The sequence below is a fragment of the Aquamicrobium soli genome (genome assembly GCF_042646345.1).
GTDB classification, from domain to species: Bacteria; Pseudomonadota; Alphaproteobacteria; order Rhizobiales; family Rhizobiaceae; genus Mesorhizobium; species Mesorhizobium soli_A.
In genome coordinates this window covers 69,348-85,073 of the sequence record NZ_JBHRTK010000014.1, presented here as the reverse complement: position 1 = coordinate 85,073, position 15,726 = coordinate 69,348, and the positions used below count along the sequence as shown (strand labels likewise).

17 protein-coding genes are annotated in these 15,726 nt (G+C 64.3%); 7 read left to right on the top strand and 10 right to left on the bottom strand.

Going from position 1 to position 15,726, the window contains the following annotated elements; genetic code table 11:
* Positions 1–9 precede the first annotated feature (9 nt).
* The 4 genes from ACFOHJ_RS15260 to ACFOHJ_RS15245 all read left to right on the top strand — a co-directional run bounded on the left by ACFOHJ_RS15260 (position 10) and on the right by ACFOHJ_RS15245 (position 2,508).
* Positions 10–279: a type II toxin-antitoxin system Phd/YefM family antitoxin gene (locus tag ACFOHJ_RS15260; protein WP_378221902.1), complete on the top strand. Its 270-nt coding sequence runs from the start codon at positions 10–12 to the stop codon at positions 277–279.
* A gap of 3 nt (positions 280–282) precedes the next feature.
* Complete coding sequence (locus tag ACFOHJ_RS15255) at positions 283–729, top strand: plasmid maintenance toxin (PemK-like) (protein WP_378221900.1); 447 nt, start codon at positions 283–285, stop codon at positions 727–729.
* Between the two features lie 218 nt (positions 730–947).
* Positions 948–2,120 carry an RHE_PE00001 family protein gene (locus ACFOHJ_RS15250; protein ID WP_378221898.1) on the top strand — a complete coding sequence of 391 codons (1,173 nt, stop codon included), beginning with the start codon at positions 948–950 and terminating at the stop codon, positions 2,118–2,120.
* A gap of 136 nt (positions 2,121–2,256) precedes the next feature.
* Positions 2,257–2,508, top strand: a complete 252-nt coding sequence (locus ACFOHJ_RS15245; RefSeq protein WP_378221896.1) for a hypothetical protein — start codon at positions 2,257–2,259, stop codon at positions 2,506–2,508.
* Positions 2,509–2,522: 14 nt separating this feature from the next.
* On the opposite strand, the gene ACFOHJ_RS15240 is transcribed toward ACFOHJ_RS15245, so the two are convergent.
* On the bottom strand, positions 2,523–3,188 hold the full coding sequence (locus ACFOHJ_RS15240) for a hypothetical protein (RefSeq protein ID WP_378221895.1): 666 nt from the start codon (positions 3,186–3,188) through the stop codon (positions 2,523–2,525).
* 35 nt (positions 3,189–3,223) lie between these two features.
* Between ACFOHJ_RS15240 and ACFOHJ_RS15235 the strand changes: the two genes are divergently transcribed.
* On the top strand, positions 3,224–3,487 hold the full coding sequence (locus ACFOHJ_RS15235; protein ID WP_244451437.1) for a WGR domain-containing protein: 264 nt from the start codon (positions 3,224–3,226) through the stop codon (positions 3,485–3,487).
* Positions 3,488–3,551: 64 nt separating this feature from the next.
* Here the strand turns inward: ACFOHJ_RS15235 and ACFOHJ_RS15230 are convergent, their stop codons facing one another.
* The 6 genes from ACFOHJ_RS15230 to ACFOHJ_RS15205 all read right to left on the bottom strand — a co-directional run bounded on the left by ACFOHJ_RS15230 (position 3,552) and on the right by ACFOHJ_RS15205 (position 8,553).
* The gene (locus ACFOHJ_RS15230; RefSeq protein WP_349016039.1) at positions 3,552–3,866 is read right to left on the bottom strand and encodes a DUF736 domain-containing protein; all 315 of its coding nucleotides are present in this window, start codon (positions 3,864–3,866) and stop codon (positions 3,552–3,554) included.
* A gap of 683 nt (positions 3,867–4,549) precedes the next feature.
* Entirely contained in the window at positions 4,550–4,708 is a 159-nt protein-coding gene (locus tag ACFOHJ_RS15225) for a hypothetical protein (protein ID WP_244451435.1), read from the bottom strand.
* Between the two features lie 322 nt (positions 4,709–5,030).
* Positions 5,031–5,216 (bottom strand): hypothetical protein, encoded by a 186-nt coding sequence (locus ACFOHJ_RS15220; protein ID WP_378221893.1) that lies wholly within the window; start codon positions 5,214–5,216, stop codon positions 5,031–5,033.
* A gap of 500 nt (positions 5,217–5,716) precedes the next feature.
* Positions 5,717–6,514, bottom strand: a complete 798-nt coding sequence (locus ACFOHJ_RS15215; protein ID WP_349016041.1) for a sensor histidine kinase — start codon at positions 6,512–6,514, stop codon at positions 5,717–5,719.
* 431 nt (positions 6,515–6,945) lie between these two features.
* Positions 6,946–8,031, bottom strand: coding sequence for a DNA polymerase IV (dinB, locus tag ACFOHJ_RS15210; RefSeq protein WP_378221973.1), 1,086 nt, complete (start codon positions 8,029–8,031; stop codon positions 6,946–6,948).
* Positions 8,032–8,043: 12 nt separating this feature from the next.
* On the bottom strand, positions 8,044–8,553 hold the full coding sequence (locus ACFOHJ_RS15205) for an SOS response-associated peptidase family protein (protein WP_378221971.1): 510 nt from the start codon (positions 8,551–8,553) through the stop codon (positions 8,044–8,046).
* A gap of 55 nt (positions 8,554–8,608) precedes the next feature.
* Between ACFOHJ_RS15205 and ACFOHJ_RS15200 the strand changes: the two genes are divergently transcribed.
* Together ACFOHJ_RS15200 and ACFOHJ_RS15195 are read left to right on the top strand one after the other, a co-directional pair.
* Positions 8,609–9,199, top strand: a complete 591-nt coding sequence (locus ACFOHJ_RS15200; RefSeq protein ID WP_378221891.1) for an SOS response-associated peptidase — start codon at positions 8,609–8,611, stop codon at positions 9,197–9,199.
* A gap of 12 nt (positions 9,200–9,211) precedes the next feature.
* On the top strand, positions 9,212–10,120 hold the full coding sequence (locus ACFOHJ_RS15195) for a hypothetical protein (RefSeq protein WP_378221889.1): 909 nt from the start codon (positions 9,212–9,214) through the stop codon (positions 10,118–10,120).
* 31 nt (positions 10,121–10,151) lie between these two features.
* Here ACFOHJ_RS15195 and ACFOHJ_RS15190 read toward each other — a convergent pair whose 3' ends face one another.
* The 3 genes from ACFOHJ_RS15190 to ACFOHJ_RS15180 are packed head-to-tail and all read right to left on the bottom strand — an operon-like array spanning position 10,152 to position 15,611.
* Complete coding sequence (locus tag ACFOHJ_RS15190; protein WP_378221887.1) at positions 10,152–13,424, bottom strand: error-prone DNA polymerase; 3,273 nt, start codon at positions 13,422–13,424, stop codon at positions 10,152–10,154.
* Positions 13,421–14,944: a Y-family DNA polymerase gene (locus ACFOHJ_RS15185; protein WP_378221885.1), complete on the bottom strand. Its 1,524-nt coding sequence runs from the start codon at positions 14,942–14,944 to the stop codon at positions 13,421–13,423. Before ACFOHJ_RS15185 ends, ACFOHJ_RS15190 begins: the two co-directional genes overlap by 4 nt.
* A complete protein-coding gene (locus ACFOHJ_RS15180; protein ID WP_378221883.1) occupies positions 14,859–15,611 on the bottom strand; it encodes an ImuA family protein in 753 nt (250 codons plus the stop codon). Before ACFOHJ_RS15180 ends, ACFOHJ_RS15185 begins: the two co-directional genes overlap by 86 nt.
* Between the last annotated feature and the right edge of the window lie 115 nt (positions 15,612–15,726).

Below are 15,726 nucleotides of genomic sequence, written 5' to 3'. Positions count from 1 at the left end.
GAACCCATTATGGCTTCCACCGTGACCGCCGCCGAGGTCTCCAAGAACTTCGGCGCCTACCAGGACGCCGCCGTGCGCGAGCCGGTGGTGATCACCAAGAACGGCCGACCGCGCACCGTGCTGTTGGCCTACGAGGACTTCGTCCGGCTGTCGAAGCGCGACCGCCGCGTCCAACGCACCGTCGACTTGAGCGACACCGAGATCGCCGCGGTCGAGGCCGCCGAGATGACGCCGGATTCCGACCAGGTCGGAGCCTCCGCCAGCCAGACTGCCGGCTGAGGCGTGCTGCCGACGGAGGTCAGGCTCGGCTGGGTCTTCCGCTACGCCTACCTGTGGGATTGGCAGCGCCGCGAGGGCCGGGAGGAGGGCGACAAGGACCGCCCCTGTCTGGTGCTGGCGATTGTCATGACGACGGAGGCGGGCGACCCCGTGGTGCGCGTCCTGCCGATCACGCACACGCCGCCGGCGAACCCGGCCGATGCGATCGAGATCCCGGCCGAGGTCAAGAGCCGGCTGCGGCTCGACGACGAGCGCTCCTGGATCGTGCTGACCGAAAGCAACCGCTTCACCTGGCCGGGGCCGGACCTGCGCAACATCGATACGGATAGCGGCTACTACGGCGCGCTGACGCCGGGCCTGTTCACCGAGGTGAAGCGCCGCTTCGTGGCGATCGCCCGCGGCGAGGTCGCGACCAGCGCGCCGCACCGGAGCGTGCCGCGCACCGAGTGATGGCGGCCGCTGGCGGCCGAAGGCGTCCGGAAGAGGGGAGGGGGCTGGCAGTGACGGCGTCCTCTCGTCGATCTGGTGCCCGGCGGGCGCGATTTTTCGGGGTTCGGGCGCTCAGAATCGCCGATTTGCGATTCCGTGTCCAACACTATCGATAAGGGGTGGTTATCGATAGTTAGAAGCGCGCACAAATCGATGCCTCTATGACGGAAGCTAAAGCCATGATAGCCTCCGTATCGCCGATCCTCGTTAAGGTTATCAAAGTCTTGCAAAGCGGATACCTCATCCCCGATCCGCTACCCTGGCCGGAGATTGGCGGGCCACTCGCCACGGCCGAGGATGCGCTCGCACGGCTCGACGAGCGCCTGGCCAAGAGCCCCATCCGTGAGGGCTGGGCATCACGAACTCACTTCGCTGATGCGGCGGCCACTCTGTGGCTGGAAGGCGAGCTCGTCCACCTCGATGATCTTGTTCTCCACGATGCGCGCATGGACATCCGCGCGCCGACCCACGAGCTGACCCGCGCGCACGCCGTTCTACGCATGCGACGGCGCATCGGAGGCGCCGAGCCCGACTGGGCACTGTCGCCCTCCGGCCTTGCGAGCTTGCGGGGAGGACGTTCTGCACACGAGCCGGCCGCCAATAGGGGAGGGGAGGACTCTCTCGACCAGGACGATGGCGAGGAGGAGCACGCTGTGGTCGGCTCCGCAGCGGCCGATGTCTCTCTCGATCAACTCTTCGCAGACGTCGACGCGGCGATTGCCAGCTCCGACCGTGTGCTCATGGCCGGAGCAAGCACCGCACAACGCCCATCTGAACGCGATCCGCTCGTCTATGACGTCGACTGGGACGAAGACGCGCGTCTGGCGGAATGGCGCACCATCGTTGATCGCACCCGCGCGCTCCCATCGACGCTTGCGGCCGCGATCGCAGCGCAGGCGTGGATTGAGATCGCGCCATTGCAGCATACGCCATGGTTGGGCCGCCTGCTTGCGGCGGCTCTGCTTCGCGAACGTGGCAAGGCGCGGGCGCATCTGCCGTGCCTGTCGGAAGGACTGAAGGCGATTCCGCGCGAGCGGCGTCGGCCGCGCGACGCCGCAGGGCAACTGCGCGTCGAGCTGGAGGCGATCGCTGCGGCGGCCGACGCAGGGTTGAAAAGTCACGATCGTTGGCTTGCCGCTCGCACGATCCTCGCCCGCAAGCTCGACGGTCGCCGCTCCACGTCGCGGCTCCCCGCACTGCTGGACTATGTGCTGACACGGCCGGTCGTCTCGGCCGGTATGATCGCCGAAGAGCTGAGGATCACATCGCGCGCCGCTCATGATCTCGTCGCCGAGCTAGGTTTGCGCGAAGCGACGGGGCGCGGAAGTTATCGCGCGTGGGGCATCCTCTAAAAGAGTCGGCCGCCCTCCGCTGCGACCTCAACTATTCGCACACCGATAATTCGCCACTGCGTGCATCTTCGCAGCACGCCTCGACTGCGATAAGATGCCGTATTCATTTATTCGTCTTCGATTCCAGGAACATCTGTTGATGGAAGTTGCGTTACTTGTCGCCGGACTATTGGCGATCGCCATTGTGCTCTACATGTTTTTATCGGCGCCGGGAAAGCGTCTTTCGACGAGAGTGAAGTGTTTGGTCTTCAGCGTTCTCGTTGCCTTGATGACGGCGCTCTGGTGCGCTGCGTATGGCCCTGATTTCTGGGTCATGGTTCAGGCGGGGGTCATCATTGTCATCGCTGCGGTCGTCGGCCTTCTCTCGTCATCGAAAGAAACCCGATAGCTGCGGGAGAGTGGCTATCCGCGCCCACCGACGGCCCGCGTGCATCGCACGCCCTGTGCGACGTAAATGTCCATCAGGGTCTGAAGGGGCGAGGCCGTGCGTTGAAGATTGCCCATCGGCATGCGCAATGTCGCCCCATGGCGATTGGAGAGCTCCGCAACGACGGCGGAGGGGGTCACAGCGGTGTCGGCCGGAAGGTCGGGATAGCGGGCGCAAATCAGTTTCGCCGCGACCTCACGAGACGCACCATATTCGTGCCGCCAGATGATGTGACCGAGAATGAATTCGACGGCCTCGTGCAGTTCCGCGTAGCTGTCGATCAGCGGCGTGCCCGACGTGATCGACGCCAACACCAGCACATCGAAATCCTTCGATTGATCCATGTTGTCCCAAAGACCGATCATCGAACTCACGCGATCATGGCATGAGCATATCGCAACCACCCGTTCGACGCATCGCACGCACGGATCCTTGATTGGTAGCAAAGACGATCCGACCGAGATCTCGCTGCGAGATGGATCGTGACCCCCATGGGCGGAGACCGCATTGCGGGCTTCGCGAGCGGCGCACAGCGGTGCGAGTAGAGCCAGCCCGCCGCAGGCGGCTCGCCCAGATACATGCTGATGCTCGACCCATCGATGCGGTGAATCATTCGCGCTGGATCGATTCAGGAAATCCATTGGACGGTCGTCTCCGGCCAGGCGAGACTCTCGCCATGTCCAGAACGGATCAATACCCGCGCCATTTGCGCCGCATCGACCCCGCGCAGAACATGCGCCGCTTTTATTTGCTCGCGCTGCAGCCGACGCTGTTCGGGGGCGCTTCGGTCGTGCGGACCTGGGGACGCATCGGCACCTCGGGTCAGACGATGATGGAAACATTCGATCAACCGGCCGCCGCTGACAACGCCTTCGACCTTCTCGAGCGCAGGAAGAGGCGCCGCGGTTACCAGGACGCCGATTGTTCGAGCGGCGACTGACGCCCGGCGCGTCACGAGCACGGCGAAGGCCCCGCCTTGCGGCGGGGCCCTCTTGTCGCCCGGATCAGTCCCGGTTCGGCCGGGACCAGATCAGCTGCAGGCCTTCCTCGCCTTCGACTTCGACCAGGGTCGCGTAGATCGGGGCCGGGAAGCTCGGATCGTCGAGCTTGACCGAGAGGTAGTCGCGATCCGTCTGGTCGGAGTGCTTCTGCCAAGCGGCGCCGAGCTCGACATTCGCCGCTGCGAAGATGCGGAAGTGCGGCCCCTTGTCGGAGGGGTTCTCGATGCGGACCAGCCGAGCTTTGACGTTCAGGGTCAGGGTGCGGATGGTGCCCGTGAAGCCGTTGCCGTTGGAGGTGAAGGTGCCGATGTTAGCCATTGTCTCATTCCCTTGTTTCAGGGCCGCGCCCATCGCGACCCGATGGCGGTCGTGAGGCCGGAGGCGATCGACGCGCACCCGAAGGGCTGAAACGCAGTGGAAGGCGGCCGGGGACGGCTTTTTTGCCTCGCGATGCAAAGCCGAAGGCGGCGGAAAAAAGTCGTCGCAGGACGTTGCGGGGACAAGATCGAGAGAACGCGCAGCGTGCTCGTCCTTCGGTCAGACCAGGCCAATCGGGTTCGTATTGGGGGTGGCTGTCGTAAACGCCTTGGGAATGACGACATGCGCGTCACTATCGCCGTCTCAATCACGCCCGACGGCGCCATCACGGCGCACTCGCTCTCCCGCAGGCCGGCGTCCAGCTTGCCGACCGCAGCCGCATCCACGCATGGGTCCCACGATCACCAGCCTTCGCTCGAATGTCATGCGCCTGCCGTTGCCAGACACCCGATCGGCCGGTCGACGCTCCTCAGTCCAACCAAGCCGACGATCCGAGCTTCCCGGCCTCGCCAACGCCAAACGCCGGTCATAGCCGAAGGCAGGCGCTGCAGATTGCCTCTGCACCTGCGGTGGGGCACCCGCCCGACAAGGTCCACGCCGCAAGGCGTGATCCTGGCTCGAGGGACGCAAGCGCATCGGTCCCGATCAGCATCATCGCCGGCCATCGCCGACAAAAAAGGGGGCTAAGCCCCCTCCGCCTCGCGCTCCCGGCGTTCGGCTTCCGTGAGCGCCTGATCGAGGCGTTGCTGCGTTTCGCGGCGCTCTTTCCGCGTCAGGATGCAATGCGCAAGCTCAGCGCGGAGCTCGGCGATTTCTGCGTAGATGTCGTGAACGTTTTCCATGTGAACCTCCTTCGTCTCGATGACGGAGGCAGGCCGCCGGGCGTTGGAGGGCCGGGTCAGGGATCGCGCAGCGACCGGCAGAGCCGGCGCGCGGGGGTGCCGATTTTTTGTCGCCGCCCGGCGGGTGGCGGCGGAAAATTGGGGGATGACCGCGCGTCCTTGACGCGGTACGACTGCCGGTATCATCGGCCGTCACTGAGAGAGAGATGGCCCTGGCACAACGGTGCGGCTGGGTCCTTCTTCCTTCCCCCGGCCGCGCAAGCCGCGGTCGTCAGGAAGCAGCAGTCGAGGCGCCGCGTCGCGCAGCGCCATCGGAACCGGCTCAATGAGCCGGGCCCCGCTCGTAGGGATCAAATTCGTGGATCAGCTCGACGTCGTCGCTGTCGTCGAGCTCGTTCGAGGGCAGCGCGCCGTAGGCATCGCCGGACTTGAAGAGCGTCACCGGGACCATCAGGGTGCGAGCGAGCTGGAAGGCGTGGTTCTGGGCAAGGGAAAGATCGTGCGACATTTCGAAGGCTCCATCCGGAGCGGGCCAATTCCCGCTCGATGGCTCCTCGAAGGACCGCCTTCGGTCGCGATCACCGCGAAGGCGAAGCCGTAGCGGCGGCAGCTTGCTAGCCGACCCCTTGCGGGTTGATCGTGGAAGACCCGGAGCCGGGCCAGGACGCCATCGCTGAAGAGCGGAGTTGGTACGCGCAGCCGAGACGAGCCGCGGCCAACGCTCCATCCCTTGTCCAGCGGGAGCCATCAGTTATCGCCCCTGCAATCATCTCGAGCTTCACGCCCCACCTCATCGAACGCGGGCAACGTCGCACCGTCGGCGATCTCGCGAACACTCGCCGGCTACGAGCGGCAGAAACAGATAGACATCGCGCTACAGAAGATCTGATGGATCATGCCCACGTTGTTCATGCTCGACTGCCGCCGCGCAGATTCCCAAGTCGCTCTTCGACGCGCGCGCACGCTAGTGATGATGCCGCACGAGAAACATCTCTACCTCCGTCACTATCACGCGACCGGTGGCTGCCCGTGTTGTGCGGCCCCACAGGGTAGATACAGAGCGATGCTAGTGCCTTCAGTCGACGTGCTTTCGATTGACGCCTGTCCCCCCAGTGCCCGCGCGAAGTCCGACACGATGGCAAGCCCCAGTCCGTTCCCGCCGGCGCGCGCACTGAAGCGGGGCTCAAAAGCCCTAGCCGCAACGGCCTCGGACATGCCGTGACCCGTGTCCGAGAATCGCAGAACAATAGCCTCGTCAGCATTCGAAGCGACCCCGACAACACGACAGGCCTCGACCTCGACGTGCCCCCCGAACGGCATCGCCTGGCGCGCGTTGATGACGAGGTTCAGTAGTGCATTCTCGAGCTCGGTCTCCACGCAATGCAATGGAGGGAGATCATCCGAGGCCCGCACCCGCAACGTCGACTGCGAGCCGAGAGCCAAACGCATCGGAGTTTCCAGTCGACGCAAGAAAGTATCCATCTCAACGCGTGTGAACCGCGAGGCGATCGCCGTGCCGCGTTGCAGTGTCTCGCGTGCGAATCCGCCGGCCCGATGTACTGACGCGTCGACCTGTGCCAGGAGCGAGATCGCGTCGTCGCTTCGCCCTTCCCGAATGCAGCGCTCAGCGACCTTGATTCCACTCGATACGATCTGAAGAAGATTGCCTAGGTCATGCACCGCGCGGTCACGCGATGCGCTGTCCGTCGGATGAGACCGAAGCGCATTTCCATCCTGCTGGAGGGGCCCGAATGGAATGTGATCGAGCTTAAGCTGACCGGACCACTCCGCAAGATTCACTTCCATTGTCTTTACCCCCGGCCAGATAATTGCGAACTCATCTCCGGGCGCAGGATCGATTATGGGACTCAATGACTCAATTCTACGGGCGTTTTACTGATTTCAACTGTGGGATGTTTGTCTAATATTTTTGTATAGGGCGGGACCTTGAATACGCCATCGCTGGGGACGGAATTGGTGCGCCCGGATCGAGGCGAGCCGCGCGTCACGTACGTGTATTCGGCAAGACAGTGGACACTAGGGCGAGAAATATAGCCCACGTCGACATGGTCTTGATGCCGACCTGTAAATTTCACCGCGCCAACAAGCGCAGCCACGATCGCCAAGATGCCCAACCGATGGCGAATATTCCGCACGACAACCGCGGAGGCGCGACGCCGTGGCAGCGTTCCCTTCCGGAAGCGATCTCGAAAAAGTGGGTCGCGCTCCCCGGGGCGCTACAGCAGCGCGAGCTGCCCTTCTGAAGCCGCCATCGCGTTCTCGAGCGATGACACCGTGACGCCGACCAGCCGAATCCCCTTCTCGACCGGGAAGAGCGAATCGAGCAGCGCGCGAGACAGCTCCTCAACCTCCGCAGCGGTTCGGAACGGCAGGGAAACGGTCCGGCTTCGCGTTACCTGCTGGAAGTCTGCATACTTCACCTTCAACGTCACCGTGCGAGCCCGGAGCTGCTTCGACGCGCACAGACGCCATACCTTCGCGACCAGAGCGTTGATCTCGGGATAGACGCTCTCCCGGGCGAACAGATCGATGCGGAAGGTGTCCTCCGCCCCAATCGACTTGCGTGGCCGGTCCGGCTCGACAGGGCGGTTGTCGATGCCGCGGGCAATGCGATAGTACCAGCTCCCCGCCTTGCCGAAGTGCTGCTGCAGGTAGGCAAGCGGCTTCGTCTTGAGATCAGCGCCGGTGTAGATTCCAAGCCGTTCCATTTTCTCTGCCGTCGCTGGCCCGACGCCGTGAAATTTCTTCACGGCAAGCGCCTCAACGAACGAAGGACCCTTGTTCGGCGTGATGACAGCCTGGCCGTTCGGCTTGTTGAGGTCACTCGCCATCTTCGCGAGGAATTTGCAGTACGAAATACCGGCGGAGGCGTTGAGACCCGTGACTTCCTTGATGCGCGCACGAATTAGCGTCGCGATCTCGCTCGCGATCGGAATGCCGTGCTTGTTCTCCGAGACGTCGAGATAAGCCTCGTCAAGCGAGAGCGGCTCGATCAGATCAGTGTGCTCGGCGAAGATTTCGCGGATCTGCGCCGAGACGGCACGATACACATCGAAACGGGGCGGCACGAAAACGAGGTCGGGACAACGCCTTTTCGCGGTGACCGACGGCATCGCCGATCGGATGCCATAGACGCGGGCCTCGTAACTCGCCGCGGCAACCACGCCACGCACCTCCGAACCGCCGACAGCGACGGGCCGACCGCGCAGCCCGGGATCGTCGCGCTGTTCAACCGACGCGTAGAATGCGTCCATGTCGATGTGGATGATCTTTCGCGGGAGGATAGCCGATTCCGTCACCACCACGGCCCATCGTCAAAGTGCGAGCACGGGTTGCGCTCGCCCGTGGTGAAGGCGGGATATCTGAAAGCTCCCAGCGGGCAACGCGCGCAACACGTCAGCCTCAGGTCGAGCCATGTCGAGCCACCTCATACGATCCTCCCGGCGGAGCACCGCCATTTGCCGATCGTGATACGGCGCGATGTCGCCATTCGACTCGATGGTGATGATCGCATAGGCCTCGGGCCAGTCGCGGGTCGCTGGCCGCCAAATTCCGGCAAAATAAAACCAATCGCCGTTTGCGAGCCGGAAGCTGTAATCCTTGCCGTTGCTGCGATGTCGAAATTCCGATGCCGGGACGAGACAGCGATAGCTTGGAAACGTCCGGCTTTCCGCGCGAACAACAGTATAGGGTCGCGCGTGTGGATCAAGCGGCTGTAGACCCCACGCCAGTTCGACCATTTCGACGTCGCCGCCTGAGCGTCTGACGACGACGCGGCGTTCGTCGAGCGGTGCATCGGAATTGAAAGGCTTCACGTTCATAATGATTTAGAACATAATAGGAACAGCTCTCCGGCGCAACGCCAAGAAAGGAGGAGTGATGTGTAATGACTATCGCCTGATGGTGGACGTCGCCTCGATCGTCGAGGACTTCGCCGACCTCAAGATCAAAATCCGGTTCAGCGAGGGCCCGCCGAACATTCAGGCGCGGGAGGATATCAAGATCACCGACGTGGCCCCGATCATCCGCTCGGTCGAAGGGGCACCCGGGGAGGGTGATCTGGTGCAGCGCCGCTGGAGCTGGCCGGGCCAGAATAAGCGACCGGTCTACAATTTCCGCTCGGACGGTCGCGAGTTCACCAGCAACCGGTGCCTGATCGTCACCGATGGCTTCTACGAGTTCACCGATCCGACCGAGAAGGGAAAGAAGCGGAAGGACAAGTGGCTCTTTACCAGGCGCGACGAGCCGATCTTCTGCATCGCCGGCATCTGGCGAGAGACGAAGGATGTGGGCGAGGCCTTCACCATGCTGACGATGGAGCCAGGCCCCGACGTCGCGCGGTATCATGATCGACAGATCGTCATCCTCGAACGCGAAACCTGGGCAGATTGGCTCGATCCGACCGTGCCGGCGCGAGACCTGATCAAGCCACTCTCGGCGGGGTCGCTTTTGGTCGAACAGGTGGGTTAGGACAGCGTCGTGATGTCAGCTCCGCTTCCTCCCATCATGCGCTTCGTCGAGAAGGTGGATGCCGCACACAAGGTCTTTCGCTCCGTGCTCGGCGCTGCCACCCCGGATCAGGTTTTCACCGAAAGTGCGGTTACCATCTCGGGCGATGGTCAGCGGCTCTACGAATTTACGGGAAACAACGGCGTTCTCGCCGAAGCGGTGCTCGGAGTGGATTTTCCGCGCGCGACGGGTCCGATCGAGCTGGAGCACTACACGACGCTGACGAGCCTCAAGGCCATCGTGGCTTCACGGCAGATTCATCTCCGCGCAGTCGCGGCCTATCTGCGTGAAGGCGAGTTTGCCACGTTCGCGCAAGAACATGGGCTCCAGGGATATTTCGACGACAATGGCCGCGGCAAACAGGTCCTCGAGGACCTGTCGGACAATTTGTTCTTCATCTCGCTGACGAAGCCGGGCAACCCGGACGAGGCGACGCTCTGGGATACATTCGCCAATGGAGGGCGGGGCGTCCGGCTGCGCCTGCGGGTCACGCCAACGCCAGCGGGCGACTTGCGGACCATGAGCTATCAGACCGGCCATCCGACGGCGCTCAAGCAGATCAACGACGCCCTGGCCAGCGAGGGTCTCGTCTACACGCCCTGGACGATCTCTCGCATCTGCGCCTTCTATCTGCCGCTCGGCTACCGCGTAGAGCGCGAGGTGCGGCTGCTTGTGAAGCGCCACAGGGGCGGCGTGGATCGTACGATCCAGAGGGGCCCCGACACTGTCTGGCCGGTGGCGCTTGCGGCGCCGGGTGCGACCACAGGCGATCCGGCGTGCGAGATCGAACTTGTCGAGGTGACGGCTGGACTGCGTTGTATGGCGACGGCGGTTCAGGCTGCGCTGGCCGGCAGCGTCTATGCCGGGGTAGCGGTCTCGTGATGACCTACGGGCGGCGCGGCACCACGTTAGACTACTGGAAGTTCCGGCTCTTCACCTTGATGGTGTCGATGTGGAGGTCGGGAACGTAGATGTTGCGGGTTCGCGTCGGTTTCGACGGCTGCTCGCGCGGATCCGGGGCCGAACCGCCGTTGCGGACCTGATCGCCGCAGCCATGGGGCAGGGGAAAGCCTGCCTCCCGTTCCCCGACGCTGGCAAGCTCGGCGGAGAGATCGACGATCCGCTGCGCGACGAGGTGGACCACCTCGCCTTCGCGCTGGATTCGACCGCGCACGGCGATCATGCTCGCCGACAGGACCGCACGCCGGTTGGCCTCGAAGACCTTCGGCCAGACGACGAGGTTGGCGATGCCAGTCTCATCCTCCAACGTGATGAACATCACGCCTTTTGCCGATCCCGGCCGTTGACGGACAAGGACGATGCCGGCCGCTTCGAGCCAGCGGCCGTCGCGCGATTCCATCGCTTCTGCGCAGGCGACGATCCGGCGCCGGTGCAGGTCGCTGCGAAGAAAGGAGACCGGATGACTGCGCAGCGACAAACCGACATGTCGATAATCTTCGACGACTTCGCCGCCTGTCTTCATGGAGCGCAACGCCACTGCAGGCTCGTCGATCTCCGCACTCGGACCCCGATCGCGCGCTGCCGCGGCGACGAAGAGCGGTAAGGATTCGTCGCGCAACGCTTTGATCGCCCACAGCGCCTCCCGTCGCGCAAGCCCGACCGCAGGCCGGAAGGCGTCGGCTTCCGCAAGCTGGACAAGCGCCGCCTGCGGCACATCGGACCGGCGCCAGAGATCATCGACCGTCGCGAAAGGCTGATCGCCGCGTGCAGCGACGATGCTGGCGGCATGCGCATTGGCAAGGCCCCGCACCATGCGAAGGCCGAGCCTGACCGCAAAGCGCGCCTCATCGCCGGTCGGCTCGAGCGTGCAATCCCATCGCGAGGCCGCGACGCAGACGGGGCGCACCTCGATGCCGTGCTCGATCGCGTCCCTGACGATTTGAGCCGGCGCGTAGAAGCCCATCGGCTGGCTATTGAGCAAGGCCGCGCAAAATACATCCGGGTGCCAGCATTTGAGCCACGCACTCGCATAGGCGATCAAGGCGAACGAGGCAGCATGGCTTTCCGGGAAACCATACGAGCCGAACCCCTCCAGCTGTCGAAACGTCTGTTCGGCGAAGGCGCGCTCGTAGCCGTTGGCCACCATGCCGTCGATCAGCTTGGCCTTGAACGACGAGACGCCGCCGGTGAATTTGAACGTGGCCATCGACTTGCGCAGCATGTCGGCCTCGCCCGGCGTGAACCCCGCGCAAGTAATCGCGACCCTCATCGCTTGCTCTTGGAACAAGGGTACGCCCAGTGTTTTTCCGAGCACCTGTTCGAGCTCGGGCTTGGGGTAGTGGACGGGCTCGCGCCCTTCGCGGCGACGAAGATAGGGGTGGACCATATCGCCCTGGATCGGACCGGGCCGGACGATCGCCACCTGAACGACCAGGTCGTAATAGGTGCGAGGCTTGAGGCGCGGCAGCATCGACATTTGCGCGCGGCTCTCGATTTGAAATGTCCCGAGGGTGTCGGCCTTCCTGATCATCGCATAGGTACGAGGATCTTCGGCAGGAATCGTAGCGAGGTCGAGCTCGATGCCCTTGTGATGCGCGAGGAGGTCGAGACCCTTTTTCATGCAAGTGAGCATGCCCAGGGCCAAGACGTCGACCTTCATAAATCGCAGCGCGTCGATGTCGTCCTTGTCCCACTCGATGACCTGGCGGTCCTTCATGCTCGCAGGCTCGATTGGGACGAGATCGTCGAGCCTGTCGTGGGTGAGGACGAAACCGCCGGGGTGCTGCGACAAATGTCGTGGCGCGCCCATGAGCTGACGCGCCAGGTCCAGGGTCAATCGCAGCCGTCGATCAGCAATATTGAGATTGAGCGCCTCGACATGGCTGTTTTCCACGCCGTCCTCGGACCAGCCCCAGACCTGCCCGGAGAGCGAGGAAATCAGATCCTCGGGCAGGCCGAGGGCCTTGCCGACGTCGCGCAGCGCCCCTTTGGTCCGATAGCGGATGACGGTGGAGCACAGCGCCGCGTGGTCGCGACCGTAGGTTTCAAAAACCCACTGCATCACGATCTCCCGCCGTTCATGTTCAAAGTCCACGTCAATGTCGGGCGGTTCGCGTCTCTCCTCGGACACGAAGCGTTCGAACAGCAGGTCGTTGCGACCGGGATCGATCGAGGTGATCCCGAGCACGTAGCAGACGGCGGAGTTCGCGGCAGAGCCGCGTCCCTGGCATAGGATATCGCGTGAGCGCGCGAACCTGACGATGCTGTTGACCGTCAAAAAATATGGCGCGTAGTCGAGCTTCTTGATCAGGCGCAGTTCGTGCTGAAGAACGGCGCGCACCTCGTCGGGCAAGCCCTCGGGATAGCGGGTCTGAGCCCCTTCCCAGGTTAGCTTTTCGAGCGTCTCCTGCGGCGAAAGCGCGGGATCGTCACGCTCCTCTGGGTATTGATAGGCCAGCTCATCGAGGCTGAAGCGACACCGGTCGGCGATCTCCAGCGTGCGCGCCAAAGCCTCCGGGTAGCGCATAAACAGGCGGTGCATCTCCTCGGGCGGCTTGAGATAACGATCGGCATGTCGTTCGCGGCGGTCGCCGAGCGCATCGATGGTGACGTTGTGGCGAATGCAGGTGACGACGTCCTGGAGGATCCGGCGATCGGGCTCGTGAAAGAGCACGTCGTTGGTCACGACGGTGCGGACCTTCGCCGCGGCGGCGGCATTGGAGAGCTCGTGAAGCCGGAGCTGGTCGTTCGGCCGGCGTCTGAGCGTCAGCGCCATGTAGGCGCGGTTGGCGAAGGCATCGTGCAGTTGGCGCAGGTGAAGTCGACAATCATCGTCGGCCATGTCAGGCACGAGCACTGCGATCAGACCTTCGCCATAGGCGATGACGTCGGTCCATGCGAGGCTGCATTTGCCCTTGCCCGCGCGCCGCTTGCCGAGCGAGAGCAGCCGGCAGAGCCGCGCGTAAGCGGCCCGGTCGGTTGGATAGACCAGGATCGACATGCCGTCTGACAGATCCAGGCGGCAGCCCACGATCAGCCGCACCCCGGTCGCTTTCGAGGCTTCGTGTGCGCGAACGATACCGGCAAGGCTGTTGCGGTCGACGACCGCGAGCGCCTCGATGCCCTGCAACGCTGCCCGGGCGAAGAGTTCGTCGGCTGACGATGCCCCGCGCAGGAAGCTGAAATGCGATGTGACCTGAAGCTCGACATAGCGATGGGTGCTCATCCGAACACCCCATGCACGAACCAGCGATGCGACCCAGTCGCCGCATCCTCGCCGTCGCCGGCGCGATAGATCCAGTATCGTTCGCCAGCTTCGTCTTCGACCCTGAAATAGTCGCGCACGGTCGCGAGTTCGGCATCGCGTTTCCACCATTCCCCGAACACGCGCTCGGGCCCGTCAGCCCGGCGCACACGGCGGCGAATGCCACGCCAGGTGAAGGCGACCGGGGGATGATCGGGCAGGAGCGCGACGGTCTCGATCAGCTCGGGGCGCTGCAGCAGACGCGCGGGCCGCGGCCAATGGCCCGGCCAGGTGGCGCCGGTGTCGGGCGCCATTGCGGGAATGCGGCCGACGGCGCGCTCGGGCACGTCGCTGGACAGCGGCGCCGCGCGATAGACGGCCCGTTCGCCGACGCGGTTGGCGAGCGTGTCGATCAGATCGGACACATCGGGAATGGCCTCTTCGATCAGCGAGCTGACGGTCTGCTTGCGGAGCAGAGGTTCGGTGCTGCTTGCGACGAGGGAAAGGAGCTCGATGCCGAAGCCCGGATCGATGGTTTCGATCTTGTCGCACAAGAGCCGGGTGAGGCGCTTTACATCGCGCACGGGCATTGCCATGCCGACACGGATCGCCTGGCGCTGATTGTCGACGCGCCGCAGGTGAAGGTCGAGCCGCCGCGCCCCGAGGTCGGCTTCCTCGAGCCGTTCGCAGAGCGCAACGACGAGCTTGCCGATGTAACGCGCGATTGTCTCGGCCGCCGAGATCGGTTCGGCGAAGCTACGCCGGACCTCGATCAAATCGGCCGGCCGGACTGGATCGATCGGTTCCGCCGCCGACCCGACCGCCTGGTCGAGCCGCCGACCGAGCTCGTGGCCGAAACGAAGCGTCAGCGGCGCACGCGGCTGCGCCAGAAGATCGCCGACCTGCTGGAAGCCGAGGATGCGCAGATCGTGGTTCATCGCCGCAGGCAGACGCAGAGCTTCCAACGGCAATGAGGAGACGATGTTCGGCCCATGCCCGGCTGCCGCCACGAAGCCCGGGCTGGCAAGGTAACGGGCAAAGGCATGCGCGGCGCCCCAGCTGTCGGCCACGGCGGCGCGCGCGGCAATGCCGGACATGGCAAGGCGCCCGATCAGGGCATCGAGCATCGCTTCTTCACCGCCATGGAGATGATCGGCACCCGTGGTGTCGATCACGATCCCGTCTTCGCCATCCACCGCGACGATCGGGGCAAAGCGCTGCAGCACCCACAAAGCGAGGCGCTCCAGCGCCTCGGAATCCGCGATAGGGTCGGCATCCTGGATGAGCAGGTCCCGGACGAGGACCTGCGCCTTGGCGACCGGCATACCGGGCCGCAAGCCAGCCGCCCGCGCGGCGGCATCCGCCGACACCACCACGCGCCGGCTTCCTTCCCGGCCGATCAGGACGAGCGGGGCCTCAACCGGAGGCGCCGCGTCGCCGGCCTTCCGCCGCAGCCGATCGGTCGACCAGCTCGGCAGGAAGAGCGAGACAACCCGTGTCATCGCAAGCCTCCAACTCGAAATCTGCACTCTCGCCCGCGCGGGCGCGGATCAACTCGACAAGCCACCGATGGCGGCTGACACCAGGAACGGGCAGCGCCGCCGAGGGCAGGACCGAGATCCTCCAGCGCGTCATCGCGGCGGTTGGCTGTCCAAAATCGGCGGCCTCGGTCTGGCGCCGCCAGCGCCGAAGGGCGATGCCGATCGTCCCGGTGCCTTCAGCCGAGAGCTGCAAGCGCCGGGAGGCGGTCATGGAAAGACGGGCGACCTCGCCGACGACGGCGCCCAGCCCGCCGTGCCGGAGGCCTTCCTCCATGCAGGCGAGGATCGCCTTGTCGTCGCCTGCCTCGACGTAGATCACGCGATCCGGCGGCAATCCTGCCTGCGCGAGCGCCGGCGCGAAGAGATCCGGGCGTGTGATGCACCACAGGATCTTGCCCGTCGTCCGCGCGGCGATGCCGCCGGCGAACAGGGCGGCGGCCGCACCGTCGACGGCACCAAATCCGCCGCCCGCAATCTCATGAAGAGCGCCACGCGCCAGCCCTCCGCCGGGGAGTCGCGCGTCGACCTCGGCAATCCCGAAAGGAAGCACCGATTTCGCGCGCAGGGTTCGACCCTCGATCTTCTCGATTTGCGCGCGCAACGACTCTATGGCGGGCTCCGGCCGCAAGCTGGTCCTTGACCTCCTGGGATGGCTCTTGCATCATGTTCTCTATTTGTTCTCCAAATAAAGGGCGTGAGTCAAGAGCAGCGGCGAGCATCGAATCGAAGCAGCTGCGAGATGC